Origin of the sequence: Streptomyces griseorubiginosus (assembly GCF_001514195.1) — a bacterium.
Classification (GTDB): Bacteria; Actinomycetota; Actinomycetes; order Streptomycetales; family Streptomycetaceae; genus Streptomyces; species Streptomyces griseorubiginosus.
Genome location: NZ_KQ948735.1, coordinates 76,014 through 102,164, shown reverse-complemented (window position 1 = coordinate 102,164; position 26,151 = coordinate 76,014). Strand labels below are relative to the sequence as shown.

Here is a 26,151-nt window from a genome sequence, read left to right as displayed (position 1 = left end):
TGCCCCTGGCCCGGCGGGACCCTTCTTGGAGAAATACCCCCTAGGGGTATAGGGTAGTGCACCCTAGACAGTGCACCACCTCTCATGAGTCATCAGGAGAACGACATGACCACTCAGACCGACACCGCTGGCTCCGTGACCGCCGTCTACAAGGTGAGCGGGATGAGCTGCGGACACTGCGAAGGGGCCGTCTCCGGGGAGATCTCCGAGATCGACGGGGTCAGCTCCGTGAAGGCGGTCGCTTCCAGCGGGGAGGTGACAGTGGTGTCGGCTGCGCCGCTCGACGAGGAGGCCGTTCGGGCCGCTGTGGACGAGGCCGGGTTCGAGCTTGTCGGGCGGGCCTGAGAGCGTCGCGACAGAGGGTGCCACGATGGTCCGTAGGCGTCTGCGGCGCCATCGTGGCTCGTTGCGCCCGCGCGGCGGAGCCGCATGTCGATACGGCCCGCGCCCCTAGAGGGAGTCGCAGTACATGTCCAGCGTCACCGAGCCCGCGGCTATCACACCGGCCTCCCATGTCGAGTTGGTCATCGGTGGGATGACCTGTGCCTCCTGTGCGGCTCGGGTCGAGAAGAAGCTCAATCGGATGGACGGGGTCAGCGCCACCGTCAACTACGCGACCGAGAAGGCCCGGGTCAGTTATCCCGCCGGGGTCGAGGTCGCCGATCTCATCGCGACCGTCGTGAAGACCGGGTACACGGCAGAGGAGCCCGCGCCGCCCGCCACGGAGGAAACACAGGGAGACGCCGAGCTCGACGGACTTCGGCAGCGGCTGTTCGTCTCCCTCGCGCTCGCTCTCCCCGTCGTCGCGCTCTCCATGATCCCCGCACTCCAGTTCGACTACTGGCAGTGGCTCGCGCTCACCCTCGCCTCCCCCGTCGTGGTGTGGGGCGGCTGGCCCTTCCACAAGGCCGCCTGGACGAACGTGCGGCATGCTGCGGCCACCATGGACACCCTTGTCTCGGTCGGGACGCTCGCCGCCTTCGGATGGTCGCTGTGGGCGCTGTTCCTCGGGGACGCGGGGATGCCGGGCATGCGGGAGCGGTTCGCGCTCACCGTGGGCGGCATGGACGGCGCCTCGACGATCTATCTCGAGGTGGCGGCCGGGGTCACCGCCCTCATCCTGCTCGGCAGGTATCTGGAGGCCCGCGCCAAGCGCCGTGCGGGAGCCGCGCTCAGGGCGCTGATGGAGCTGGGCGCCAAGGACGTCTGCGTGCTGCGGGACGGCCGCGAGGTGCGGATCCCGGCGGACCGGCTGGGTGTCGGGGACCGTTTCGTCGTACGGCCCGGGGAGAAGATCGCGACCGACGGCACCGTCGTCGAGGGCGCCTCCGCGGTGGACGCCTCGATGCTGACCGGTGAGTCGGTGCCGGTGGACGTGGGCGTCGGGGACGCGGTCACGGGTGCGACCGTCAACGCCGGCGGGCGGATCGTCGTCATGGCGACGCGGGTCGGGGAGGAGACACGGCTCGCCCGGATGGCGCGGCTGGTGGAGGACGCGCAGAACGGCAAGGCGCAGGTGCAGCGGCTGGCCGACCGGGTCGCCGCGGTCTTCGTGCCGGTCGTCATCGGCATCGCCGTCGCCACCTTCGGGGCCTGGCTCGGCGCCACCGGGGACACCGCCGCCGCGTTCACCGCGGCCGTCGCCGTACTGATCATCGCGTGCCCGTGCGCGCTGGGTCTGGCCACGCCGACCGCGCTCATGGTCGGCACCGGGCGCGGCGCGCAGCTCGGCATCCTCATCAAGGGGCCCGAGGTCCTGGAGTCCACGCGCCGCGTCGACACCGTCGTCCTGGACAAGACCGGCACGGTCACCACAGGGCGGATGAGCCTCCAGGAGGTCCACGTCGCCGACGGCGCCGACGAGAAGCAGGTGCTGCGGCTCGCGGGAGCCCTGGAGCACGCATCCGAGCATCCCGTGGCGCGCGCGGTGGCCCTGGGAGCCGAGGAGCGGGTCGGGCCGCTGCCGGAGGCCGAGAGCTTCGAGAACGTCCCCGGCAAGGGCGTACGCGGCCGCGTGGAGGGCCACGAGGTCTCCGTGGGCCGGCTTTTCGACGTGCTGCCCGCCGAGCTGGCCCGCGCCAAGGGGGAGGCCGAGCGGGACGGTCGTACGGCTGTCGTCGTCGGGTGGGACGGGGTGGCGCGCGGTGTGCTGGCCGTCGCCGACACCGTCAAGGAGACCAGCGCCGAGGCGGTGCGGTCACTGCGGGCGCTCGGGCTGACGCCGGTGCTGCTGACCGGGGACAACCGGACGGTGGCCGAGGCGGTGGCCCGGGCCGTCGGGATCGGCGAGGTGGTCGCCGAGGTGCTGCCCGAGGACAAGGTCGATGCCGTACGACGGCTCCAGCGCGAGGGCCGGGTCGTGGCGATGGTCGGTGACGGCGTCAACGACGCGGCCGCGCTCGCCGCCGCAGACCTGGGGCTCGCGATGGGCACCGGGACCGACGCGGCGATCGAGGCGGGGGACCTGACGCTGGTGCGCGGGGACCTGCGGGTGGCCGCGGACGCGATCCGGCTCTCCCGGCGCACCCTGTCCACGATCAAGGGGAATCTCGTGTGGGCCTTCGGCTACAACGTGGCCGCGCTGCCGCTGGCCGCGGCGGGCCTGCTGAACCCGATGATCGCGGGGGCGGCGATGGCGTTCTCCTCGGTCTTCGTGGTGACCAACAGCCTGCGGCTCCGTACGTTTCGTTGAGGATTCCTTTGACGGACCCCTCTGGAGTCCCGGGCCACGCTCACATAAGCTCTTCACAAGACTCGCGCAACGTCCTTACGCTGGGTCCCGTTCGCAGTATCCGGGCTCTTGCGTATCTAACGGACATTTGCAAGAGACGCAGATCACAGTGATGCGAACGTAACCATCGAAGGGCTTCGAAGGTCTAAGTTGGCGATGTCGGGCAGCGTCTTGGGGGGCGCTGACTGACATCTGAGGATGTCTTGGGGGACTTCCTCGGAGATGCGTTGCCGGGGCACGCGCATAGGGAAGCTTTGAGCGGCCCTCCCGACCGTGCGTTGTCCCGGCAGATCGCACACTGGAGTAGTACGAGCAGTTGTGCTCGTTCTGCTCAACGGCAGTACCAGCAGTACCGGAAAGACAGCGATTCAGGCGCTGGTCTCTCAGGCGCCCGGCCGGATCCCGTGGGGGGAATCCGCACCGGGACATGGGAAGGCGCCCTGGACGCCGGCCCGTGGGGGGACCGGCGCCAGGGCGCCTTTCGCTTCGCGGATTCAGCGGGGGGTTCGTGGTCTTGCCGGTTGAGTACGGGTGCAGGCCGGTGGGGGCGGGTCGCGCAGTTCCCCGCGCCCCTGGGTCGGCTCAGTCACCCGGCACCGGGAAGGCCACTCCCCTTCAGCGCTGCTCGACCGGGACGAAGTCGCGCTCCACCACACCCGTGTAGATCTGGCGCGGGCGGCCGATGCGGGAGCCCGGCTCCTTGATCATCTCGTGCCACTGGGCGATCCAGCCCGGGAGGCGGCCGAGGGCGAAGAGGACCGTGAACATCTCGGTCGGGAAGCCCATGGCGCGGTAGATCAGACCGGTGTAGAAGTCGACGTTCGGGTAGAGGCTGCGCGAGACGAAGTAGTCGTCGGAGAGCGCGTGCTCCTCCAGCTTGAGCGCGATGTCCAGCAGCTCGTCGGACTTGCCGAGGGCCGAGAGGACGTCGTGCGCGGCGGCCTTGATGATCTTCGCGCGCGGGTCGAAGTTCTTGTAGACCCGGTGGCCGAAGCCCATCAGGCGGACGCCGTCCTCCTTGTTCTTCACCTTGCGGATGAAGGAGTCGACGTCACCGCCGGAGGCCTGGATGCCCTCCAGCATCTCCAGGACGGACTGGTTGGCGCCGCCGTGCAGCGGGCCCCACAGGGCGTTGATGCCGGCCGAGATCGACGCGAACATGTTGGCCTGCGACGAGCCGACGAGGCGGACCGTGGAGGTCGAACAGTTCTGCTCGTGGTCGGCGTGCAGGATGAGGAGCTTGTCCAGGGCGGAGACGACGACCGGGTCAAGGTCGTACTCCTGCGCGGGGACGGAGAAGGTCATCCGCAGGAAGTTCTCGACGTAGCCGAGGTCGTTGCGCGGGTAGACGAACGGGTGGCCGATCGACTTCTTGTACGCGTACGCCGCGATCGTCGGAAGCTTGGCGAGCAGGCGGATCGTCGAGAGGTTGCGCTGCTTCTCGTCGAAGGGGTTGTGGCTGTCCTGGTAGAACGTGGACAGCGCGGAGACGACCGAGGACAGCATGGCCATCGGGTGGGCGTCGCGCGGGAAGCCGCGGTAGAAGTTCTTGACGTCCTCGTGCAGCAGGGTGTGCTGCGTGATCTCGTTCTTGAACGTGGAGAGCTCGTCGACCGTCGGGAGCTCGCCGTTGATCAGCAGGTAGGCGACCTCCAGGAACGTGGAGCGCTCGGCCAGCTGCTCGATCGGGTAGCCGCGGTACCGGAGGATGCCGGCCTCACCGTCGAGGTAGGTGATGGCGGATTTATAGGCGGCGGTGTTGCCGTAGCCGCTGTCCAGGGTGACCAGACCGGTCTGGGCGCGGAGCTTTCCGATGTCGAAGCCCTTGTCGCCGACGGTGCTGTCGATCACCGGGTAGGTGTACTCGCCATCGCCGTACCGCACTACTACAGAGTTGTCGCTCACGTCATCCCTCACCGACGTTGTGCCTCTTCTTCGAGGTTGCCCTGACTGTCTCTACCATCCCCCATTTGGCGCAGGAGAGTGCACTCGGGGTCGGCCGTTGGGCGTATCGGCGGCACTGAGTGCCGCCAACTTGCCCATCCTGCCCCTCCCCTACCCCCTTCCGGAAGAGCTCTGTGACCCACATGACTCATTTGATCGATCATTTTTTGTGATGGCTCACAATTGACCGCCTTCAGCGGCGTTCGTCAACCCTCGTCGTGCGACCCGAGAGCCGGAAGTCGAGCGCGGTGCAGCGGCGTCCCGCCGAGACCGTGCGGACCGCCTGGCCGATCGCCTTGCGGGAGCCGACGAGGACGACCAGCTTCTTCGCCCGGGTGACCGCCGTGTACAGCAGATTGCGCTGGAGCATCATCCAGGCGCTGGTGGTGACCGGGATCACCACCGCCGGGTACTCACTGCCCTGGGACCGGTGGATGGTCACCGCGTAGGCGTGGGCCAGTTCGTCCAGCTCGTCGAACTCGTACGGCACCTCCTCGTCCTCGTCCGTCAGCACCGTCAGGCGCTGGTCGACCGGATCGAGCGAGGTGACCACGCCCACGGTGCCGTTGAAGACACCGTTGGTGCCCTTCTCGTAATTGTTGCGAATCTGGGTGACCTTGTCGCCGACCCGGAAGACCCGGCCGCCGAACCGCTTCTCGGCGAGGTCGGGGCGGCCGGGGGTGATGGCCTGCTGGAGCAGGCCGTTGAGGGTGCCGGCGCCCGCGGGGCCGCGGTGCATGGGGGCGAGCACCTGGACGTCCCGGCGCGGGTCGAGACCGAATTTGGCCGGAATCCGACGGGCCGCCACGTCCACGGTGAGCCGGCCGACCTCCTCGGTGTCGTCCTCGACGAAGAGGAAGAAGTCCTTCATGCCGTCGGTGACGGGGTGCTGTCCGGCGTTGATCCGGTGCGCGTTGGTGACGACCCCGGACTGCTGGGCCTGGCGGAACACGCGGGTGAGGCGCACCGCGGGGACCGGGCCGCCCTCGGCGAGCAGGTCGCGCAGCACCTCCCCGGCACCGACACTGGGCAACTGGTCGACGTCCCCGACGAACAGCAGGTGGGCGCCCGGTGCCACCGCCTTGACCAGCTTGTTGGCGAGCAGCAGGTCCAGCATGGAGGCCTCGTCGACGACCACCAGGTCGGCGTCGAGGGGGCGGTCCTTGTCGTAGGCCGCGTCGCCGCCGGGCTTCAGCTCCAGGAGGCGGTGGACGGTGGAGGCCTCGGCGCCGGTGAGTTCGGCGAGGCGCTTGGCGGCACGGCCGGTCGGCGCGGCGAGGACGATCTTCGCCTTCTTGGCCCGGGCCAGCTCCACGATCGAGCGCACGGTGAAGGACTTGCCGCAGCCGGGGCCGCCGGTGAGCACGGCCACCTTCTGGGTGAGCGCCAGCTTCACCGCGGCCTCCTGCTCCGGCGCCAGCTCCACGCCGGTACGGCCCTTCAGCCAGCCCAGCGCCTTGTCCCAGTCCACCTCGTGGAAGGCCGGCATGCGGTCCTGCTCGGTGCGCAGGAGGCGCAACAGCTGGGCGGAGAGGGAGAGTTCGGCACGGTGGAAGGGGACCAGGTACACGGCGGTCACCTCATGGCCGTCGGAGCCGGGGACCTTCTCGCGTACGACCCCGGGCTCGCCCGACTCCTCGTCCGGCTCGGCGAGTTCGGCCAGGCACTCGATGACCAGGCCGGTGTCGACCTGGAGCAGCTTCACGGCGTCGGCGATCAGCTGTTCCTCGGGGAGATAGCAGTGCCCCTGGTCGGCGGACTGCGAAAGGGCGTACTGGAGGCCCGCCTTGACGCGCTCCGGGCTGTCGTGCGGGATCCCGACGGACTGGGCGATCTTGTCGGCGGTGAGGAAGCCGATGCCCCAGACGTCGGCGGCGAGCCGGTAGGGCTGGTTCTTCACGACGGAGATCGAGGCGTCGCCGTACTTCTTGTAGATGCGCACCGCGATGGAGGTGGACACCTCGACGGTCTGGAGGAAGAGCATGACCTCCTTGATCGCCTTCTGCTCCTCCCAGGCGTCGGCGATCTTCCTGGTGCGCTTGGGGCCGAGCCCGGGGACCTCGATCAGCCGCTTCGGCTCCTCCTCGATGATCTTCAGGGTGTCCATGCCGAAGTGCTGGGTGATGCGGTCGGCGAAGACCGGGCCGATGCCCTTGACCAGTCCCGAGCCGAGGTAGCGGCGGATGCCCTGGACGGTGGCCGGCAGCACGGTCGTGTAGTTCTCGACGGTGAACTGCTTGCCGTACTGCGGATGGGAGCCCCAGCGGCCCTCCATCCGCAGCGACTCCCCGACCTGGGCGCCGAGCAGCGCGCCGACGACGGTGAGCAGGTCACCGCCGCCCCGGCCGGTGTCGACCCGGGCGACCGTGTAGCCGTTCTCCTCGTTGGCGTACGTGATCCGCTCGAGGACCCCTTCGACGACCGACAGATTGGACATGATCCGACGCTACAGGCGGGGTACGACAGCCGGGAGCCCGGTCAGGTGCGGGCGGCCACCGCGCGGAAGCGGTCCCACTGCACCGGGGGCCGGGTCAGGCCCCGGCGTTGCAGGTACCGGTCGGTGGCGCGCTGGGTGCGGCGCAGGACCCGGATCGCATCCGTGGGCCGTCCCGAACCCATCGGCTCCAGAACCTTGTCGGGGGCCAGCAGCCAGCCGTCGGCGGTCCGGGTCAGGTGTCCCCGGACCACCGCGTTGCGCAGGGCGTTGAGCCGCTCGTCGTGCCGGTGCACCAGCAGCGAGGCGGGGCCCGCGGTCACGGCGCAGTCGTCGGGCGGCCGCACCACGAAGCCACCGGCCGTCGGCACCGGACGGGTCCGGGCCAGGACGGGGGCGCCCGAGGCGTCGCGGGCGGCCAGGACCGCGGTGTCGTAGCGGTCGAGTTGGACAGCTCCCGGCAGCGGTGCCGAAGGGGCGGGCAGCGCCGGAGGCGGTGGTGGGGCCGGCGACCGTACGACCAACTGCTCCGGGGTGACGGTGATGACGAGCCGCAGGTAGTACCAGTCCATCAACCGCCGCATGGGCCGGGCGAGATACGCGCGGCTGTGCGGCTGGCGTTCGAACAGGGACCGCCAGTAGTCCTCCAGGTCCTGCGGGCCGGTCCTGATGTCGTCGGGGCACTCGGCCCGGCCGCCGACGAAGAGCTGTGGGGCGTCGGTGAGACCGCTGCCGGTGGGGTCGGAGAAGAGCAGGGCGACCCGGCCGTCGCGGCGGATGTTCAGCGCCTTCTGCGCGAAGGCGAGGGACGTGGTCAGCACCAGGGTGCCGTCCTCGCGGCGGCGCACCGCCGTCGGCCAGGCCAGGGGTGTCCCGTCCCGGCCCAGCGTCACGAACTCGCAGGTCCGGTAGGCGTCGAGGACGGCCGTCGGTGCGGAGTCGAGCAGGGTCATCGGCCGGCCTCCCCGGCCGGCGGGTTCCGCAGGGTCATCGGCCCGCCTCCCCTTGCAGCGGGGCCCGCAGGGCACGGCAGGCCGTGGCGTACTGCCGCCGCCCCATCAGCTTCCAGGCCAGCCGTCCGAGCAGCGGGGCCTTGCCGAGGAAGTAGGCCCGCTCGTCCTCGGTGGCGTCCTCCAGGATCGCGCCGATGGCGATCATGACCTTGTCCTTGGGGAGGTTCTCCAGTCCGCGGCGACCGACCAGGTCCCACTCGTCGACCGTCAGGTGCTCGGCGACCAGGGGGAGGACCAGGCGTTCCTCGTCGTCGAGGTGGTCGAGGAGGGCGAGACGGTGTTCTTCGAGGGCCAGGGCGAGTTCCTGTCCGGCCACGCTGTCGGCCGAGCGCTGCCACTGGGGCGCCCACCGCGCCACGGCCTCCAGGGTGCTGTCGATACGGCCGTGCTGCTCCTCCATGCGGGCGACCAGCTCCTCGGCGTCACCGGCCCGGGACCGTAGCAGCGGCCATATCAACTCGTCCTCCAGGGCGTGGTGGTGGTGCAGCCCCGAGACGTAGTCGGTCAGGTGGGCCGAGATCTGCGCGGACCGCGTCGAGGCGCCGTCGGGTACGGCCCGGACGAGACGGGGCAGCAGAGCCGACTCCCGGCGGAAGACACGGTGGACGACGACCATTTCGTGGGTGTAGGGGCGGCCGGCGGTGGGGAGACCGGACGAGGTACTGCTGCGGGGCACGCGGTGTCCTTCGATGTTCGGGTGGACGGACGACGGGCGCCCACGCTGCCGGTGTCCGCTTGGCGATGACTTGGCGTGCGCTTGGCGACGGCCCGTGGACCGCGCTGGCCAGGGCGTTTACCGCGTGTTGAGGGGATGCGGGCACGGCTCGGATAGATTCCGGCGGCGTGTTGCGTATCAGAGTGCTGGGGCCGTTGGGCGCCGAGGTCGCGGGTGCACCGGTGGAACTGGGCACCCCGCGACAGCGTGCCGTGCTCGCGTTGCTGGTCGCGGCTCGGGGCGCGGTGGTCTCCGTGGACCGGATGGCGGACCAGCTGTGGCGCGGGAGGCCTCCGGCCCGGGCGACCGTGTCCCTCCAGACGTACGTCTCGAACCTGCGGCGGCTGATCGAACCGGAGCGGCCGCCGCGGGCCCCTGCCACGGTCCTGGTCTCCTCGCCTCCGGGGTACGCCCTGCGGCTGCCCGAGGACGCGGTGGACGCCTGGCTGTTCGGGGCCCGGGTCGAGCGGGCCCGGCGCGCACCGGCGGCGCAGGTCAGGGAGTCGTTGACGGAGGCGCTGGGGTGGTGGCAGGGGCCCGCGTTCCAGGAGCACGGGGACGAGGTCTGGGCGGTGCCCGAGGTGGCCCGGCTGGGCTCGTTGCGCGCCGAGGCCCGGGAACTGGCCGTCGCCGCAGGTCTGTTCACCGGGCACGTCGCCGAGGTGACGCCGGCCGCCGAGGCCATGGTGCGGGAACGGCCGCTGCGGGAGGAGGGCTGGCGACTCCTGGCTCTGGCCCACTGGGCCGCCGACCGCCGCGGTGACGCCCTCACGGCACTGCGCCGGGCCCGCAGGACCCTCCGCGACGAGCTCGGCTGCGATCTGTCCCCGGCGCTGGCCGAGTTGGAGCGGGCGATCCTGACCCAGCGGGTGGAGGTGCTGCGGGCGGCCGTTCCCGAGCGGGGGCCTGCCGGAGCGGAACGGGCCTGGGGTGCGCGTGAGTCGACCCGTGTCGTGTCCGAACCCGGCGGTGTTTCGGCCGAGTTGGCTCCGGGGACGTCGCAACGACCTGTCGGGCAAGACCTCTTCGTGGGCCGCGTCGACGAACTCCGTGCGCTGGGCTCCGCCGCCAGGGCCGCCCGGCGGGGCGGAGGGCTCGTGCTGGTCACCGGGGAGGCCGGGGCCGGCAAGTCCGCTCTGCTCGGCCGGTTCGCCGGGCGCTTGCGGGAGGAAGGGTGGACGGTGGTCCTCGGGCGGTGCCCGGAGCACGAGGGGGCGCCGCCGGCCTGGGCCTGGGCGGAGGCACTCGGAACCCTCGCCCGACTGGCACCCCCGGCACGGCCCGCCGAGGTGGCGGCCCTACTGCACGACCCGGACGGCACCACGGCCATACCCCCGGACGGGGTCACGGTGGCGGCCCTGTTGCGCGATCCGGAGGGCACGGCCGGCCCCACTCGGAACAAGGCGACCTTGCCGCACGAACCCACCACCCCACCCCGCGACGACGCCACCGTGGCAGCCCTGTTGCGCGACCCCGACGGCCCGGCCGCCGCGACCCGGGACGAGGTGACCGCCGGGCGGTTCCGGTTGCATCGGGCCTTCGCCGGGTGGTTGCGCGAGGCGGCCGGGAAGGGGCCCGTCGCCGTGCTGCTGGAGGATCTGCACCGGGCCGACGGGCAGACCCTCGCCCTGCTGGAGGCCGCGGCCGCGGTCACCGGTGTGCCGTTGCTGACCGTCGCCTGCTACCGCCCGGCCGAGGTGGGCGAGCCGCTGGCCAAGACACTCGCCCAGCTCGCTCCCCGGCTGCCGCACCGCATCGCCCTGGCCGGTCTGTCGCCGCGGGACGTGGCCACCGTGGTCGACGCGGTCTGCGGCGGCCCCGTCGACGAGGCCACGGTGGCGACGCTCGCCGCACGCACCGGCGGCAACCCGTTCTACGTCCGGGAGAGCGCGCGCCTGCTGGCCGACGAGGGTGCCCTGGTGGCCGTGTCGGAGGTCCCCCAGGGTGTCCGGGACGTGCTGCGCAGGCGTCTCGCCCTGCTGTCCGCCGACGCGCGTGCCGCCGTACGGCTGGCGGCGGTCGCCGGCCACGAGTCCGACGTGGCGCTGCTGGTGGACGCGGCCGAGGCGGACGAGGAGACCGTGCTGGCGGGTCTGGACGCCGCCGTGGCCGCGGACCTGCTGACCGACCCGGCGCCGGGACGGGTCCGTTTCGTGCACGCGCTGGTCCGCGACACCGTGTACACCGACCTGTCGGGGATCCGCCGGGCCCGGCTGCACGACCGCATCGCGCAGCGGCTGCGTACGCACCGCCCCGACGACCTGGCGGCCCTGGCCCACCACTTCGCCCGCTCGGGCCGGACGGCGAACGCCCCGCTGGCCGTCGACTACGCGCTGCGGGCGGCCGAGCTCGCCGAGCGGCGGTACGCCCACGACGTGGCCGTAGGACTGGTCCGACAGGCGCTGGAGGCGCACACCGCGGTGACCGCGGGACCCGAGGACCGTCCCGACGGCACGGTCGCGCTGCTGGTGCGGCTGCTGGGCGCGCAGGTGCGGGCCGGTGCCACGGGAGCCGCCCGGCTCACCCGGCGGCAGGCGGTGGACCTGGCCGTGCGGGCCGGCCGGGACGACCTGGCCGCGGCCGTCTACGGAGCCTGGACCGAGCCCTCGCCCTGGCGCAGCCGCCTGGAGGGCTTCCTGGACCGGACCTCGCTGGCCCACCTGGAGCGGCTCGCCGAGGACGGGACGCTGGACGGTCCGACCCGCGCGCGCGTGCTCCAGGTGCTGGCGGACGCGGTGGCGGGCGAGGACGCCCGGCGGGCCCGGGACGCGGCCCGCACCCAGCTGGAGCTGGCGCGCTCCGACGGCGAACCGCGGCTGCTGGCCTCGGCGTTGATGACGTCGGCCGGGCTGCTGCCGCACGAGACGCAGGGTGCCGTGCGCACCCCGCTCGTCGACGAGCTGCGCGTCCTGGCCCGCGACCACGACCTGCCCGCGCACCGCTGGGTGTGCGAGCACCTCGACGCCCTGACCGCCGCCACCCGCAACGATCCGGACGCGGTGCGCCGGCACACCGAAGCCGGCCTGGAGCTGGCGCACCGCTACCGGATGCGGTGGGCGCGGGGCATCAACACGGCCACGTCGGCCATGCTGGCGGCGGTCGCCGGACGGTTCGAGGAGGCGGAGGCCCGGTACACCGAGGCGGACGGGCTGTTCCAGCGGGTCGGGGCGCACCACGCCACCGCCCCGCGGACGCTCGGCCTGTGGACCATCCGGCTCGCCCAGCGCCGGGAGGCCGAGCTCGAACCGGCGGTCCGCGAGGTGTACGAGTCGGTCGGCACCCCGGTCGCGGTGGCGCACGCCCTCGTCCTGGCCCGGCTGGGGCGCCTGGACGAGGCGGCGGCCGTGCCGTTCCCCGCCCGGCCGGTGACCGACCACCTGTACGGCATGGAGCTGGACTACCGGGCCGAGCTCGCGGTGCTGCTGGACGACCGGGACACGGCTCGGTCGCTGATCGGGGCGCTGCTGCCGCTGAAGGAGCAGTTCGCCGGCGTCGCGGGCGGGGCCTACGCCACCCGGCCCCTCGCGCACGCCCTCGGGGACCTGTACCGGCTGGCCGGGGAGCGGGGGCTCGCGGCCGGGGCCTACGCGCTGGCCGGGCGGGTCGCGCGGGTGTGGGGCTCACCGCACCACATGACCGCCGCCGACGAGGCGCTTGCGGGTCTCAGCCGAGGCTGAGAAGCAGCGGTCACCGGCGGCTGAGCGGCGGAAGCCCACCGTGACCGAACATCACGATCCCGTCTCAGGGGCTTGCCAACCCCGGTGTAATCGATTCCAATCCTCGTACACGAGGTCGTGTAATCGATTCCACAAGGAGGTGGAGCGGCGATGGCGAGCATCAAGGACGTCGCTGCCGAGGCGGGGGTCTCCGTCGCCACGGTGTCGCGGGTCCTCAACGACCATCCGTCGGTCAGCGCGGACGCACGCACGCGTGTGCTGGCCGCCGTCAAGACGCTGGGCTACCGCCCCAACGCCGTCGCCCGCTCCCTGCGCACCGACCAGACCCACACCCTGGGCCTCGTCATCAGCGACGTGCTGAACCCCTACTTCGGCGAGCTGGCCCGCTCCGTCGAGGAGGAGGCCCGGGCGCTGGGCTACAGCGTGATCATCGGGAACGCCGACGAGCGGCCCGACCTCCAGGACCACCACGTACGGTCCCTCATCGACCGGCGTATCGACGGACTCCTGGTCTCCCCCACCGACGGCGGCTCCCCGCTGATGCTGGACGCCGTGCGCGCGGGCACGCCGATGGTGTTCGTGGACCGGTGGATCCCGGGCGTGGCCGTGCCGGTGGTGCGGGCCGACGGACGGGCCGCGGTGCGCGAGCTGGTCGCGCATCTGCACGCACTGGGGCACCGCAGGCTCGCCATCATCGCCGGGCCCGCCGCGACCACCACCGGCCAGGAGCGCGTGGTGGCCTTCCGGGAGGCCCTGGAGGCGTACGGCCTCGAACTGCCCGAGACCTACATAGGGCAGGGCGACTTCCAGGCCGAGAGCGGGCGCCGGGTCACCGAGGGCTTCCTCGACCTGCCCGAACCGCCCGAGGTCGTCTTCGCGGCCGACAACCTGATGGCGCTGGGCGCCCTGGACGCCGTACGCGCGCGGGGGCTGCGGGTGCCCGAGGACCTCGCCCTGGCCGCGTTCGACGACATCCCGTGGTTCGTGCACACCGATCCGCCGATCACCGCGATCGCCCAGCCCACGGGCGAGCTGGGACGGGCTGCCGTACGCGCCCTCGTCGACCGCATCGAGGGGCGGCCGCCCGAGTCGGTCACCCTCCCCGCCCGTCTCGTCGTGCGCCGATCGTGCGGCGAGAACCCCACCCCTGTGCAAAGGAGCACGTCGTGAGCGACAAGGACGAGTTGCTGCGCATCGAGGGCATCCGCAAGACCTTCCCCGGCGTGGTCGCGCTCGACGGCGTCGACTTCGACCTGCGCCGGGGCGAGGTGCATGTGCTGCTCGGCGAGAACGGCGCCGGCAAGAGCACGCTGATCAAGATGCTCTCGGGCGCCTACCACCCCGACGGGGGCCGGGTCCTGGTGGACGGCGAGGAGGTGCACATCCGCGGGGCGCAGGACGCCGAGCGGCTGGGCATCGCCACCATCTACCAGGAGTTCAACCTCGTCCCCGACCTCACGGTCGCCGAGAACATCTTCCTGGGCCGCCAGCCGCGCCGCCTCGGGATGATCGACCGCAAGACCATGGAGGCGGACGCCGAGGTGCTGCTCAAGCGCGTCGGGGTCAATGTCTCGCCCCGCGCGCGGGTGCGTGAACTGGGCATCGCCCGGCTCCAGATGGTCGAGATCGCCAAGGCGCTGAGCCTGGACGCGCGCGTCCTGATCATGGACGAGCCGACCGCCGTGCTCACCTCCGAGGAGGTCGACAAGCTCTTCGCGATCGTGCGCAGCCTGCGCGAGGACGGCGTGGGGATCGTGTTCATCACCCACCACCTGGAGGAGATCGCGGCCCTCGGCGACCGCGTCACCGTCATCCGGGACGGGAAGTCGGTCGGGCAGGTGCCCGCCACCACCCCCGAGGACGAGCTGGTGCGCCTGATGGTGGGGCGGTCGATCGAACAGCAGTACCCGCGGGAGCGCGGCGACACCGGGCCGGCCCTGCTGAAGGTCGAGGGCCTCACCCGCGACGGCGTCTTCCACGACGTCAGCTTCGAGGTGCACGCGGGCGAGGTGGTCGGCATCGCCGGGCTGGTCGGAGCGGGCCGTACCGAGGTCGTGCGGGCCGTGTTCGGCGCGGACCCCTACGACAAGGGGACCGTGCAGGTCGCCGGAGCCGCCCTCCGGGGCCATGACGTGGGCGCGGCCATGGCGGCCGGGATCGGGCTCGTCCCCGAGGACCGCAAGGGGCAGGGGCTGGTCCTGGACCAGTCGGTCGAGGAGAACCTGGGCCTGGTGACCATGCGGTCCGCGACCCGCGGCGGGCTCGTCGACCTCAAGGGCCAGCGGGCGGCCGCCGCCCGGATCGCCGAGCAGCTCGGGGTGCGGATGGCGGGCCTGCACCAGCAGGTGCGCACGCTCTCCGGCGGCAACCAGCAGAAGGTCGTCATCGGCAAGTGGCTGCTCGCCGACACCAGGGTGCTGATCCTCGACGAGCCGACGCGCGGGATCGACGTCGGCGCCAAGGTCGAGATCTACCAGCTCGTCAACGAGCTGACGGCGCAAGGGGCCGCCGTCCTCATGATCTCCAGCGATCTGCCCGAGGTGCTCGGCATGAGCGACCGGGTGCTGGTGATGGCCCAGGGCCGGATCGCCGGCGAACTCGACGCCGACCAGGCCACGCAGGACTCCGTGATGGCCCTCGCCGTCAGCACGAACACCGTCAACACCGAGAAGGAGGCCCCTCGTGGCCACTGACACGCTCAGGAGCGGAGCGAGCGCGGGTGGTCTGCGCCGTCTCCTGCTCGACAACGGCGCGCTCACCGCGCTGATCGTCCTCGTCATCGCCATGTCGGCGCTGTCGGGCGACTTCCTGACCACCGACAACCTGCTCAACGTCGGCGTGCAGGCGGCCGTGACCGCCATCCTCGCCTTCGGTGTGACCTTCGTGATCGTCTCGGCGGGCATCGACCTGTCGGTCGGCTCGGTGGCGGCCCTGTCGGCCACCGTCCTCGCCTGGAGCGCCACCTCGCACGGCGTGCCGGTCTTCGTGGCGGTGGTGCTCGCCGTCGTCACCGGCATCGCGGCCGGACTCGTCAACGGCTTCCTCATCGCGTACGGCAAGCTCCCGCCGTTCATCGCCACGCTGGCGATGCTGTCGGTGGCGCGCGGTCTGTCGCTGGTGATCTCCGAGGGCTCCCCGATCGCGTTCCCCGACTCGGTCTCGCACCTCGGTGACACGCTCGGCGGCTGGCTGCCGGTGCCGGTGCTCGTCATGGTCCTCATGGGGCTGATCGCGGCCTTCGTGCTGGGACGGACGTACATCGGCCGCTCCATGTACGCGATCGGCGGCAACGAGGAGGCGGCCCGCCTCTCCGGCCTCAGGGTGCAGAAGCAGAAGCTCGCCATCTACGCGCTGTCCGGTGTCTTCGCCGCCGTCGCGGGTGTCGTGCTGGCCGCCCGGCTCTCCTCGGCGCAGCCGCAGGCCGCCGACGGCTACGAGCTGGACGCGATCGCCGCGGTCGTCATCGGCGGTGCCTCGCTCGCGGGCGGCACCGGCAAGGCGTCCGGGACGCTGATCGGCGCCCTGATCCTCGCGGTGCTCAGGAACGGCCTCAACCTCCTCAACGTCTCCGCGTTCTGGCAGCAGGTCGTCATCGGTGTCGTCATCGCGCTGGCGGTGCTGCTCGACACCGTGCGCCGCAAGGCCGGGGCGACCCCGGTGGCCGCGGGTGCCGGTGGGCCGGGCGGCAAGGGGCGCCAGGCGGCGACGTACGGTCTCGCGGCCGTGGTCACCGTGGCGATCGTCGGCGCGACCTCCTTCCTGCACAACGACTCGTCCTCGACGGCGAACCCGAAGGTGGGTCTGTCGCTGTCGACCCTCAACAACCCCTTCTTCGTGCAGATCCGCTCGGGCGCCCAGGCCGAGGCGAAGAAGCTGGGCGTGGACCTGACCGTCACGGACGCCCAGAACGACGCCTCCCAGCAGGCCAACCAGCTCCAGAACTTCACCAGTTCGGGCCTGGGCGCGATCATCGTCAACCCGGTGGACTCGGACGCGGCGAGCAACTCGGTGAAGGCCGCCGACAAGGCGAAGATCCCGGTCATCGCGGTGGACCGCGGTGTCAACAACGCCAGGACGGACGCTCTGGTGGCCTCCGACAACGTGACCGGCGGTGAACTCGCCGCCAAGACCATCGGCGAGAAGCTCGGCGGCAAGGGCAAGATCGTCATCCTCCAGGGCCAGGCAGGCACGTCGGCGGCCCGGGAGCGCGCGGAGGGCTTCACCAAGGGCCTCAAGGCCTACCCGGGCATCCAGGTCGTCGCCCAGCAGCCGGCCGACTTCGACCGCACCAAGGGCCTCGACGTGATGTCGAACCTGCTCCAGGCCCACCCGGACGTCCAGGGCGTCATCGCCGCCAACGACGAGATGGCGCTCGGCGCGATCAAGGCGCTCGGCTCCAAGGCCGGGAAGTCGGTCTCGGTGGTCGGCTTCGACGGCACCCCGGACGGCCTGAACGCGGTCAAGGACGGCACGTTGTACGCGTCCGTGGCACAACAGCCCTCGCAGCTCGGCAAAATCGCGGTGGACAACGCGCTGAAGGCCATCGACGGCAAGAAGGTCGAGGAGATGATCAAGGTGCCGGTGAAGGTGGTCACCAAGGAGAACGTGGCCGGTTTCACGGGCTGACGACGGCGTACCGGCGGGCGGTCGAGCGACCGCCCGCCCCGCGTCCCGACTAGGGGAGTCACTTCATGTACGACTACGACCTACTGGTCGTAGGGTCGGCCAACGCCGACCTGGTGATCGGCGTAGAGCGGCGGCCGGGGGCCGGCGAGACGGTGCTCGGCTCGGACCTGGCCGTGCACCCGGGAGGCAAGGGCGCCAACCAGGCGGTCGCGGCCGCCCGGTTGGGGGCGCGTACGGCGTTGCTGGCCCGGGTCGGCGACGACGGGCACGGCCGGCTGCTGCTGGAGTCGCAGCGGGCGGCCGGGGTCGACACCGTGGGGGTGCTGGTCGGCGGGGCGCCGACGGGGGTCGCGCTGATCACCGTCGACCCGTCCGGGGACAACAGCATCGTGGTGTCGCCGGGCGCCAACGGACGGCTGACGCCGGGCGACGTGCGGGCGGCGACCAGTCTGTTCCACGCCTCCCGGGTGGTGTCGACCCAGCTGGAGATCCCGCTGGAGACGGTCGTGGAGGTCGTACGGAATCTGGCGCCTGGCAGCCGGTTCGTGCTGAACCCGTCGCCGCCGCGGCCGTTGCCCGCCGAGGTGCTGGCCGCCTGTGATCCGCTGATCGTCAACGAGCACGAGGCGAAGGTGATCCTGGGCGAGGCGTGCGTGAGCGACCGGCCCGAGGACTGGGCGGGGCTGCTGCTCGCCAAGGGCCCGCGCTCGGTGGTGGTGACCCTGGGCGCGGAGGGCTCGCTGGTGGCCTCCTCGCCGACGGACGTGACCCGGGTGGCGTCGGTGAAGGTGGACGCGGTGGACACGACCGGGGCCGGGGACGCCTTCACGGCGGCGCTGGCGTTCCGGCTCGGTGCCGGGGCGTCCCTGGCGGACGCCGCTGCCTACGCGTCCCGGGTCGGGGCGGTCGCCGTGACCCGGCAGGGCGCGCAGGACTCCTTCCCGACCGCGCGGGAGGTCGAGGCATTGTGAAGAGGGCCGGGATACTGAACCGCCATCTCTCCGGCGCGCTGGCCGAACTGGGCCACGGGGACGGGGTGCTGGTGTGTGACGCCGGGATGCCGATCCCGGACGGCCCGCGGGTGGTGGACCTGGCCTTCCGGGCCGGGGTGCCGTCCTTCGCCGTGGTGCTGGACGGGCTGCTCGCCGAGCTGGTCGTGGAGGGCGCGACGGCGGCGGAGGAGGTGCGCGAGGCGAACCCGGCGGCGGCCGCGCTGCTCCAGACGGAGTTCCCCGACCTCGCGCTGGTCTCGCACGAGAAGCTGAAGGAGCTGTCGGCGGGCGCCCGCCTGGTCGTCCGCACGGGCGAGGCACGGCCGTACGCGAACGTGCTGCTGCGGTGCGGGGTGTTCTTCTAGCCCGCCTGCTTCGCCTGCCCGCCCGCATCGCTTCCGGCGCGGAAATTTGAAGGGGCCCGGTCAGCAGACCGGGCCCCTTCGGGTTTCCCCTCCCCCGTCAGAACCCCGCGATCCCCCCAGATCTCCCCCCGGGTGTCCTGACACCGAGTACGACAGGCGAGGTGGGAGAAGGGTTGTACGGGATCCCGTATTTTTTCTCAGCGCCTCGGCCCGCGGCCTCACAGGGTGTGGGAGACGAACCTCTCGGCGGTCTCCGCGAGGACCTCGCGGCCGTCCCGGGCCCACAGGGCGTCGTTGAACAGTTCGACCTCGATGGCGCCCGTGTAACCGGCCGCCTCGACGTACCGCTGCCACTCGCGCATGTCGATCGCGCCGTCGCCGATCTGCCCGCGGCCGTTGAGGACGCCCTCGGGCAGCGGGGTCGTCCAGTCGGCGAGCTGGAAGGTGTGGATACGGCCGCCGGCGCCGGCGCGGGCGATCTGCGCGGGCGCGTTGTCGTCCCACCAGATGTGGTACGTGTCCACCGTGACGCCGACCTGGTGGGCGGGGAAGCGCTCCGCGAGGTCGAGGGCCTGGGTGAGCGTGGAGACCACACAGCGGTCGGCGGCGTACATGGGGTGCAGCGGCTCGATGGCCAGTTTCACCCCGTGCTCCTCGGCGTAGGGTCCGAGGACCGCCAGGGCGTCCGCGATGCGCTCACGGGCGCCGTGCAGGTCCTTGGAGCCGGCCGGGAGGCCGCCGGAGACCAGGACGAGGGTGTCGGTGCCGAGGGCGGCGGCCTCGTCGACCGCGCGCCGGTTGTCGTCCAGGGCGGCGGCCCGCTCGTCCGGGTCGATCGCCGTGAAGAAGCCGCCCCGGCACAGCGTGGTCACGGTCAGGCCCGCGTCACGGACCAGCTTGGCCGTCTCCTCGACGCCGTACGACTGCACGGGCTCGCGCCACAGGCCGAGGTTGCCGATGCCCAAGTCGCCGCAGGCGGAGACCAGTTCCGGCAGGGACAGCTGCTTGACCGTCATCTGGTTGATGGAGAAGCGGGACAGGTCGCCGGTCACTGGTTCACTCCGTACAGGGACAGCAGGTTCTTCATGCGCTCCTCGGCGAGCTTCGGGTCCGGGAACAGGCCCAGGCCGTCGGCGAGTTCGTAGGCGCGCGCGAAGTGCGGCAGGGAGCGGGCCGACTGGAGGCCGCCGACCATCGTGAAGTGCGACTGGTGGCCGGCCAGCCAGGCCAGGAACACCACGCCCGTCTTGTAGAAGCGGGTCGGCGCCTGGAAGAGGTGCCGGGACAACTCGACCGTGGGGTCGAGGAGTTCGCGGAAGCCCTTGGCGTCCCCGGTGTCCAGCACCCGCACCGCCTGGGCCGCGAGCGGGCCCAGCGGGTCGAAGATGCCGAGCAGCGCGTGGGAGAAGCCCTGGTCGTCGCCCGCGATCAGCTCGGGGTAGTTGAAGTCGTCGCCGGTGTAGCAGCGCACGCCCTGCGGGAGGCGGCGGCGGATGTCGATCTCGCGCTGCGCCTCCAGAAGGGAGACCTTGATGCCGTCGACCTTGTCCGGGTGGGCCGCGATGACCTCCAGGAAGGTGTCGGTCGCCGCGTCCAGGTCGGACGAGCCCCAGTAGCCCTCCAGGGCCGGGTCGAACATGGGACCCAGCCAGTGCAGGATCACCGGCTCGGACGCCTGGCGCAGGAGGTGGCCGTAGACCTCCAGGTAGTCCTCGGGGCCCTTGGCCTCCGCCGCGAGGGCCCGGGAGGCCATCAGGATGGCCTGGGCGCCGGACTGCTCGACGAGGGCGAGCTGCTCCTCGTAGGCGGCCCGGACCTCGGCGAGGGTCGCGGGGCCGGTGAGCTGGTCGGTGCCGACGCCGCAGGCGATGAGCCCGCCGACCGCCTTGGCCTCGGCGGCGCTGCGCCGGATCAGCTCGGCTGCGCCCGCCCAGTCCAGGCCCATCCCGCGCTGGGCGGTGTCCATGGCCTCGGCGACGCCGAGCCCGTGCGACCACAGGTGGCGGCGGAAGGCGAGGGTGGCCTCCCAGTCGACGGCGGCCGGGGAGTCCGGCGACACGTCCGCGAACGGGTCGGCGACGACATGCGCCGCCGAGAAGACCGTACGGGAGGTGAAGGGGGTGCCCGGGGTGGCGGCGAACGGCTCCGTGCGGGGCTCGTACGCCTTGAGTTCCCCGCTGCCGGTGGGGAGTTGGATCGTCACAGCGAGATCTCCGGTACGTCGAGACGGAGGCCCTCGGCCGAGGACTTCAGGCCCAGTTCGGCGAGCTGGACACCGCGGGCGCCGGCGAGGAGGTCCCACTGGTAGGGGGCGTCGGCGTAGACGTGCTTGAGGAAGAGCTCCCACTGGGCCTTGAAGCCGTTGTCGAACTCGGCGTTGTCCGGGACCTCCTGCCACTGGTCGCGGAAGACCTCGGTGGCGGGGATGTCGGGGTTCCAGACCGGCTTGGGAGTGGCGCTGCGGTGCTGGACACGGCAGTTGCGCAGCCCCGCGACCGCCGAGCCCTCCGTGCCGTCGACCTGGAACTCCACGAGCTCGTCGCGGTTGACGCGGACGGCCCAGGAGGAGTTGATCTGGGCGATCGCGCCGCCGTCCAGCTCGAAGATGCCGTAGGCGGCGTCGTCGGCGGTGGCGTCGTAGGGCTTGTCGTTCTCGTCCCAGCGCTGCGGGATGTGGGTGGCGGTGAGGGCCTGGACGGACTTCACGCGGCCGAACAGCTCGTGGAGCACGTACTCCCAGTGCGGGAACATGTCGACGACGATGCCGCCGCCGTCCTCGGCCCGGTAGTTCCAGCTCGGGCGCTGGGCCTGCTGCCAGTCGCCCTCGAAGACCCAGTAGCCGAACTCGCCGCGGATGGAGAGGATCCGGCCGAAGAAGCCGCCGTCGATGAGGCGCTTGAGCTTGAGCAGGCCCGGCAGGAACAGCTTGTCCTGGACGACGCCGTGCTTGATGCCGGCCGCGTTCGCGAGGCGGGCCAGCTCCAGGGCGCCCTCCAGACCGGTGGCGGTGGGCTTCTCGGTGTAGACGTGCTTGCCGGCGGCGATCGCCTTCTTGATCGACTCCTCGCGCGCGGAGGTGACCTGGGCGTCAAAGTAGATGTCGACGGTCGGGTCGGCGAGGACCGCGTCCACATCGGTGGAGATGTTGTCCAGGCGCAGGCCGTGCTGCTCGGCGAGGGCCTTCAGGGCGTGCTCGCGGCGGCCGACGAGGATCGGCTCGGGCCACAGCACCGTGCCGTCGCCGAGGTCCAGGCCGCCCTGCTCACGGATCGCGAGGATGGAGCGGACCAGGTGCTGGCGGTAGCCCATGCGCCCCGTCACACCGTTCATGGCGATACGCACCGTCTTGCGTGTCACGTCATTCCCTTCGTAGGAGTCGTACGCGGTTGTCCGCGCCGCGCACACTCCTCCGGGTGAGCGTTGCAGCAAGCGCTTTCTATCCAAGTAGAAGCTAGCCTCTCGGCAGCGGTCTGGACAAGACCGCAGGAGGAGTGAGTTGTTCGAGGGGGCGAACAACCGGGGTCAGGGGGCTTAAGGTCGGCTCGGAACCGGGCTCCGAGGGCCCGCGTGTACGACGGAGTACGACTGAGATGCGCCGAGGCGGGTCCGGGCACCACGCCGGGCCCCGCGGAGGCGCGCGACCGGAGGACGACGAGATGACGGTGACCCTGGCGGACGTGGCGGCCCGCGCCCAGGTCTCCCCCGCGACGGTGTCGCGCGTGCTGAACGGCAACTATCCCGTGGCCGCGTCCACGCGCGAGCGGGTGCTGCGGGCCGTGGACGAGCTGGACTACGTGCTGAACGGTCCGGCGAGCGCGCTCGCCGCCGCCACCTCGGACCTCGTCGGAATCCTCGTGAACGACATCGCCGACCCCTTCTTCGGGATCATGGCCGGGGCCATCCAGTCCGAGATCGGCGGCCCGGGCGGACGCGCGGGCGGTGAACGGCTGGGTGTGGTCTGCAACACAGGCGGGTCCCCGGAGCGGGAGCTGACCTACCTGACCCTGCTCCAGCGGCAGCGGGCGGCGGCCGTGGTGCTCACCGGCGGTGCGGTCGAGGACGCGCCGCACCAGGCCGCGATGGCGGCGAAGCTGCGGAAACTGGCGGACGCGGGCACGCGGATCGTGCTGTGCGGGCGGCCGCCGTCGCCGGAGACCGGCGCGATCGCGCTCACCTTCGACAACCGGGGCGGCGGCAAGGAACTCACCGAGCACCTCATCGGGCTCGGGCACCGCAGGCTCGGCTACATCGCCGGGCCCGAGGAGCGGACGACGACCCGGCACCGGCTGGAGGGGCACCGGGCGGCCCTCGCGGCGCACGGGATCGAGGAGGACCCCCGCTGGACGGTCCACGGCCGCTACGACCGGCGGTCCGGGTACGAGGCCACGCTGGAGCTGCTGCGTCGGGACCCCTCGCTGACGGCCGTGGTGGCGGCGAACGACTCCGTCGCGCTGGGGGCGTGCGCGGCGCTGCGGGACTCCGGGCTGCGGATCCCGGACGACGTCTCCGTCGCCGGGTTCGACGACCTGCCGTTCAGCATCGACGCGGTGCCTGCTCTGACGACGGTGCGGTTGCCGCTCGCGGAGGCGGGGGCGCGGGCGGGCCGGATCGCGATGGGGCGGGAGGAGCCGCCGCCCGGGGGGATTGCGACGGTTCGGGGGGAGTTGATGGTGCGGGGGTCTAGTGGGGCGCCCAGAGGCTGACCGTCCCGCGCGGCGTGAATCCGGCCGTTCTCCGCCACGGCTGTCCGGTCAGGACGGAGACGCGATCCATCGGGCCATGGCGTCGAATGCGTCGAAGGCCCGGGGATCGCTCGGGCCGAAGTAGCGCTTGCAGTCTTCACCCAGACTCTCGAAGCGGTCCGCCGCGCCCCGGGAATCCCCCGACCGGCCTGTCAGCTCCGCGAGCTCGAAGCGTGCCTCGACGAGGGAGGGATGACTCTCCGCGTACTGGATCCGCAGCGTACGGATGCGCCGCTCCAACTCCTGGATGCGTTCGACGTAGTCCGTGTTCACGTGGAACCTGTCCGCCGGCACGAGCGATCCGGAGCCGTCGGCGCCGCCGTCGGGTGTGTGCTCGACCTGCCGGATCCGGCGGATCACGGCGCGTGCGTGCTGCGGCCTCTGCTCGGGCTTCTTGGCCAGCAGGTGCATGACGAGTTCGCTCAGGGTCTCCGGGATTCCTCGGCGCACCTTGAGCGGCGGCACCGGCCTGTCGCGCAGGTGCATGAAGCCGACGGCCAGGGTGTCACCGTCCCGGCTGCTGAACGGCGGGTTCCCGGTGAGCATCTCGTACATCACACAGCCCAGGGAGTACAGGTCACTGAGGTGATCGCCGGGCTTCTTGTCCCAGCGTTCGGGGGCCGCGTACTGCCAGGTGGCCCCGGCACCGCGGGTCTCCGACATGTCCAGGAGGCGGGCCAGGCCGAAGTCGACGATCTTGGCATTCCCCCTCTCGTTGATCATGATGTTGGCGGGCTTGATGTCCCTGTGCACCACGTCGACCTCGCTCGCGTCCGCCAGCCCCTCGCAGATCTGCACGGACCAACGCACGGTCTGCTCCAGAGTCAGGGAGTCGCCCTGACCCATGTACATGTCCAATGAGTTTCCGTCGACGTAGTCCATCACCAGGTAGACGTGTCCACCGTCCTCGCCACGGTCCCGGATGGCTACGACGTACGGACTGTCGATACGCGCCATCGACTGCCACTCCTTCTCGAACCGCGCGTGCATCTCGTCGGTCAGGGCGGGCCTGCGGCTCCGCTGCCGGATGCGGTCCATGTCGAGGAGCTTGATCGCGACGGGCTTGTCGAGTGTTCGGTCCAGGGCGAGCCAGACGTGGCCCATGCCGCCCTTGCCGAGACGACGGTCCAGAACGTATCGGCCGTCTCCGAGGACTCGGCCGCCGCTCACGCCTCCACCTCCCGAGGCTGGCCGGGATGCCACTCACCCAGCGCCTCCGCGCACCCCAGTCCGTACCGCCAGTCGACCAACAGGTCTTCCAGCTCCCCCGCAGCCTGCATGACCAGGTACGACGCGTGAACCCGCAGCTTCTCACCGGCAGTTCGTCGGCTGTGCTTGCGGAACGGTACGTGTGCCACGCCGCCCAGCGCCGCGGTGCAGGACAGCACGGCCAACGCCATGAGCAGCAAGGAGGTGCTCTCCCCGACCCACCACAGGTTGGCCGCGAAGCACCCCGCCGCGAGCATCACCGAGGCCACGGTGAGCGTCCAGGCCGGCACGATCGAATCGACCTGTTCACGGGTCCGTTCCTCCACATGGCGGGCGAGTTCGTCCGCCGCCCGGCGCGCGTCGAACGTCTGGGCCGGATCGGTGGGGTACTCGCACGTCCAGCCCTCGAACGAAAGCACCACCACCGGAGGCAGCAACGAGCGGGACGTGCGGGCCATGGACAGGGTCGAGGCGCGCACGCTCTCCCAGACGCAGTCCAGGGCGAGTCCCCGCGCGGATGCGCCGAGTTGGAGCAGTTCGGGCTGGAACACGGCACGCTCCATCAGAGTGACGAAGTCGAGGCGCTCCGTCTCCCTCGCGGACTCGTCGATCTCCGCCGAGGCGGCTTCCAGGTCTCCTCGGTGTTTGATGAGCACGCGCAACCGTGCCATGCGCTCCTGGAGTTCGGCTTCGTCCGGTTCGAGATGGTCGATCAGGTGATCGAGTGCACTGTCCGCGTAATGCCCCGAGCGGGTGGGAGAGTCGTCGACCGTCGGGAAGGCCTGCAGGTAGGCCAGCGTGCCTTGGAGAGCGGTGGCAGTCCGCCACCCGCTCTCCAAGGCGGGCCACTCCATTCCTGTCAGCTTCCGCAGGGCAGCGAAGCGGTCACCGGAGGTGTCCTCGCCGAACTCCATCAGGCGCCCCGCCCACGGAGCCAGATGTGGACCCGTCGACAGCGCGGGAGGGGACTGGAACGCGGAGCCGTCCGCACGGAACCAGCGCGCCATGGCCTCACGGGCATACGTGTAGGCGTCGTATCCGAGTTCCGCGTTGGCTATGGCCTCAAGCACCACCCCGAACTCGGGACCGAGGTCGTCGTGGTCGATCGAGTTGAGGTAGCGGTCCATCCAGCCCGCCGCCTCGCTCAGCTCCCCCAGCCGCGAACAGGTCAGGGCGAAAAAGAGTTTGGCTTTCGCGGAATCGAGCCACACCGCGTGAGCGGTCGCCCGCGAGGCTCTTGCCGTCTCCCTGTTGTGCCGGGCTGCGACCGCCATGATCGCCGGAGCGAGCCAGTACGTCGGTTCGTCGAGGAACTGCTTCCTGACACAGGCATCGATCGTGTCGTGATCGATCAGCCCGTCAGCCACCGCCTGAGCCGTCAGAGTGTGCGTGAGGCCGCGCGCCAGGCTCCGGACCCGCCGACGCTGAGCAAAGTCGGCCTTCCACTCGACGGTCAACTGTGTCAGTTCTGCCTGGGCGTTGGCCACGACCTGATCCCTGCCGTACCGCTCCACGAAGTCGTCCAGCACCTCGCGGCTCGCCGTCACCTTCTCCTTCACCTCGTGGACCGCGTAGCCGACGTCGGCCACAGCCTGGCTCATCCCGTCCTGTCTTTGCCGCAGCAGCTTCAACTCGACGTGCAGTGTGGTGATATCCGTACGCAGCGGCTCCAGCAACTCGTCGAGATCCTGCTCTTCGCTCAT

The 26,151-nt window shown here is 71.3% G+C and carries 18 protein-coding genes; 9 read left to right on the top strand and 9 right to left on the bottom strand.

What is annotated here, in order from left to right; all coding sequences use genetic code 11:
- The first annotated feature begins 105 nt into the window (after positions 1 to 105).
- Positions 106 to 345 carry a heavy-metal-associated domain-containing protein gene (locus tag AQJ54_RS07065; protein ID WP_062027341.1) on the top strand — a complete coding sequence of 80 codons (240 nt, stop codon included), beginning with the start codon at positions 106 to 108 and terminating at the stop codon, positions 343 to 345.
- A gap of 124 nt (positions 346 to 469) precedes the next feature.
- Positions 470 to 2,692, top strand: coding sequence for a heavy metal translocating P-type ATPase (locus AQJ54_RS07060; RefSeq protein ID WP_062235100.1), 2,223 nt, complete (start codon positions 470 to 472; stop codon positions 2,690 to 2,692).
- Positions 2,693 to 3,346: 654 nt separating this feature from the next.
- On the opposite strand, the gene AQJ54_RS07055 is transcribed toward AQJ54_RS07060, so the two are convergent.
- The 4 genes from AQJ54_RS07055 to AQJ54_RS07040 form a co-directional block, all read right to left on the bottom strand.
- Positions 3,347 to 4,636, bottom strand: coding sequence for a citrate synthase (locus tag AQJ54_RS07055; RefSeq protein WP_028810168.1), 1,290 nt, complete (start codon positions 4,634 to 4,636; stop codon positions 3,347 to 3,349).
- A 232-nt stretch (positions 4,637 to 4,868) separates the two neighbouring features.
- Complete coding sequence (gene recD2, locus AQJ54_RS07050; RefSeq protein WP_062235096.1) at positions 4,869 to 7,112, bottom strand: SF1B family DNA helicase RecD2; 2,244 nt, start codon at positions 7,110 to 7,112, stop codon at positions 4,869 to 4,871.
- A gap of 41 nt (positions 7,113 to 7,153) precedes the next feature.
- Positions 7,154 to 8,062: a pyridoxamine 5'-phosphate oxidase family protein gene (locus AQJ54_RS07045; protein WP_062027335.1), complete on the bottom strand. Its 909-nt coding sequence runs from the start codon at positions 8,060 to 8,062 to the stop codon at positions 7,154 to 7,156.
- Positions 8,063 to 8,096: 34 nt separating this feature from the next.
- Positions 8,097 to 8,798, bottom strand: a complete 702-nt coding sequence (locus tag AQJ54_RS07040) for a hemerythrin domain-containing protein (protein ID WP_107121023.1) — start codon at positions 8,796 to 8,798, stop codon at positions 8,097 to 8,099.
- A 167-nt stretch (positions 8,799 to 8,965) separates the two neighbouring features.
- Between AQJ54_RS07040 and AQJ54_RS07035 the strand changes: the two genes are divergently transcribed.
- The 6 genes from AQJ54_RS07035 (at position 8,966) to rbsD (ending at position 18,497) form a co-directional block, all read left to right on the top strand.
- A complete protein-coding gene (locus AQJ54_RS07035; RefSeq protein WP_248845322.1) occupies positions 8,966 to 12,514 on the top strand; it encodes an ATP-binding protein in 3,549 nt (1,182 codons plus the stop codon).
- Positions 12,515 to 12,664: 150 nt separating this feature from the next.
- On the top strand, positions 12,665 to 13,684 hold the full coding sequence (locus tag AQJ54_RS07030; protein ID WP_062235093.1) for a LacI family DNA-binding transcriptional regulator: 1,020 nt from the start codon (positions 12,665 to 12,667) through the stop codon (positions 13,682 to 13,684).
- Positions 13,681 to 15,207: a sugar ABC transporter ATP-binding protein gene (locus tag AQJ54_RS07025; protein ID WP_062027331.1), complete on the top strand. Its 1,527-nt coding sequence runs from the start codon at positions 13,681 to 13,683 to the stop codon at positions 15,205 to 15,207. The genes AQJ54_RS07030 and AQJ54_RS07025 overlap by 4 nt, the downstream gene beginning before the upstream one ends.
- On the top strand, positions 15,197 to 17,140 hold the full coding sequence (locus tag AQJ54_RS07020) for an ABC transporter permease/substrate-binding protein (RefSeq protein ID WP_062235090.1): 1,944 nt from the start codon (positions 15,197 to 15,199) through the stop codon (positions 17,138 to 17,140). Before AQJ54_RS07025 ends, AQJ54_RS07020 begins: the two co-directional genes overlap by 11 nt.
- A gap of 65 nt (positions 17,141 to 17,205) precedes the next feature.
- On the top strand, positions 17,206 to 18,111 hold the full coding sequence (locus AQJ54_RS07015; protein WP_062235087.1) for a ribokinase: 906 nt from the start codon (positions 17,206 to 17,208) through the stop codon (positions 18,109 to 18,111).
- Positions 18,108 to 18,497, top strand: a complete 390-nt coding sequence (gene rbsD / locus AQJ54_RS07010; protein WP_062027323.1) for a D-ribose pyranase — start codon at positions 18,108 to 18,110, stop codon at positions 18,495 to 18,497. Before AQJ54_RS07015 ends, rbsD begins: the two co-directional genes overlap by 4 nt.
- A gap of 218 nt (positions 18,498 to 18,715) precedes the next feature.
- On the opposite strand, the gene AQJ54_RS07005 is transcribed toward rbsD, so the two are convergent.
- Genes AQJ54_RS07005 through AQJ54_RS06995 form a run of 3 tightly spaced genes read right to left on the bottom strand, consistent with a single transcriptional unit; the run spans position 18,716 to position 21,854 of the window.
- A complete protein-coding gene (locus tag AQJ54_RS07005; RefSeq protein WP_062236970.1) occupies positions 18,716 to 19,513 on the bottom strand; it encodes a sugar phosphate isomerase/epimerase family protein in 798 nt (265 codons plus the stop codon).
- Positions 19,514 to 19,545: 32 nt separating this feature from the next.
- Complete coding sequence (locus AQJ54_RS07000; RefSeq protein ID WP_062235086.1) at positions 19,546 to 20,700, bottom strand: dihydrodipicolinate synthase family protein; 1,155 nt, start codon at positions 20,698 to 20,700, stop codon at positions 19,546 to 19,548.
- A complete protein-coding gene (locus AQJ54_RS06995) occupies positions 20,697 to 21,854 on the bottom strand; it encodes a Gfo/Idh/MocA family protein (protein ID WP_062235083.1) in 1,158 nt (385 codons plus the stop codon). Before AQJ54_RS06995 ends, AQJ54_RS07000 begins: the two co-directional genes overlap by 4 nt.
- A gap of 299 nt (positions 21,855 to 22,153) precedes the next feature.
- Here AQJ54_RS06995 and AQJ54_RS06990 point away from each other — a divergent pair, with 299 nt between their 5' ends.
- The gene (locus tag AQJ54_RS06990) at positions 22,154 to 23,200 is read left to right on the top strand and encodes a LacI family DNA-binding transcriptional regulator (RefSeq protein WP_062235080.1); all 1,047 of its coding nucleotides are present in this window, start codon (positions 22,154 to 22,156) and stop codon (positions 23,198 to 23,200) included.
- A gap of 48 nt (positions 23,201 to 23,248) precedes the next feature.
- Here the strand turns inward: AQJ54_RS06990 and AQJ54_RS06985 are convergent, their stop codons facing one another.
- Together AQJ54_RS06985 and AQJ54_RS06980 are read right to left on the bottom strand one after the other, a co-directional pair.
- Positions 23,249 to 24,409 carry a serine/threonine-protein kinase gene (locus AQJ54_RS06985; protein ID WP_062235077.1) on the bottom strand — a complete coding sequence of 387 codons (1,161 nt, stop codon included), beginning with the start codon at positions 24,407 to 24,409 and terminating at the stop codon, positions 23,249 to 23,251.
- Positions 24,406 to 26,151 carry a hypothetical protein gene (locus AQJ54_RS06980; protein ID WP_062235073.1) on the bottom strand — a complete coding sequence of 582 codons (1,746 nt, stop codon included), beginning with the start codon at positions 26,149 to 26,151 and terminating at the stop codon, positions 24,406 to 24,408. Before AQJ54_RS06980 ends, AQJ54_RS06985 begins: the two co-directional genes overlap by 4 nt.

Bases quoted from the DNA above. Each gene is read 5' to 3' on its own strand.
- AQJ54_RS07015 (WP_062235087.1), top strand. From the start codon at position 17,206: ATGTACGACTACGACCTACTGGTCGTAGGGTCGGCCAACGCCGACCTG.
- AQJ54_RS07060 (WP_062235100.1), top strand. From the start codon at position 470: ATGTCCAGCGTCACCGAGCCCGCGGCTATCACACCGGCCTCCCATGTC.
- AQJ54_RS06980 (WP_062235073.1), bottom strand. From the start codon at position 26,151: ATGAGCGAAGAGCAGGATCTCGACGAGTTGCTGGAGCCGCTGCGTACG.
- AQJ54_RS07045 (WP_062027335.1), bottom strand. From the start codon at position 8,062: ATGACCCTGCTCGACTCCGCACCGACGGCCGTCCTCGACGCCTACCGG.
- AQJ54_RS06990 (WP_062235080.1), top strand. From the start codon at position 22,154: ATGACGGTGACCCTGGCGGACGTGGCGGCCCGCGCCCAGGTCTCCCCC.
- recD2 (WP_062235096.1), bottom strand. From the start codon at position 7,112: ATGTCCAATCTGTCGGTCGTCGAAGGGGTCCTCGAGCGGATCACGTAC.
- AQJ54_RS07065 (WP_062027341.1), top strand. From the start codon at position 106: ATGACCACTCAGACCGACACCGCTGGCTCCGTGACCGCCGTCTACAAG.
- AQJ54_RS07005 (WP_062236970.1), bottom strand. From the start codon at position 19,513: ATGACGGTCAAGCAGCTGTCCCTGCCGGAACTGGTCTCCGCCTGCGGC.
- AQJ54_RS07030 (WP_062235093.1), top strand. From the start codon at position 12,665: ATGGCGAGCATCAAGGACGTCGCTGCCGAGGCGGGGGTCTCCGTCGCC.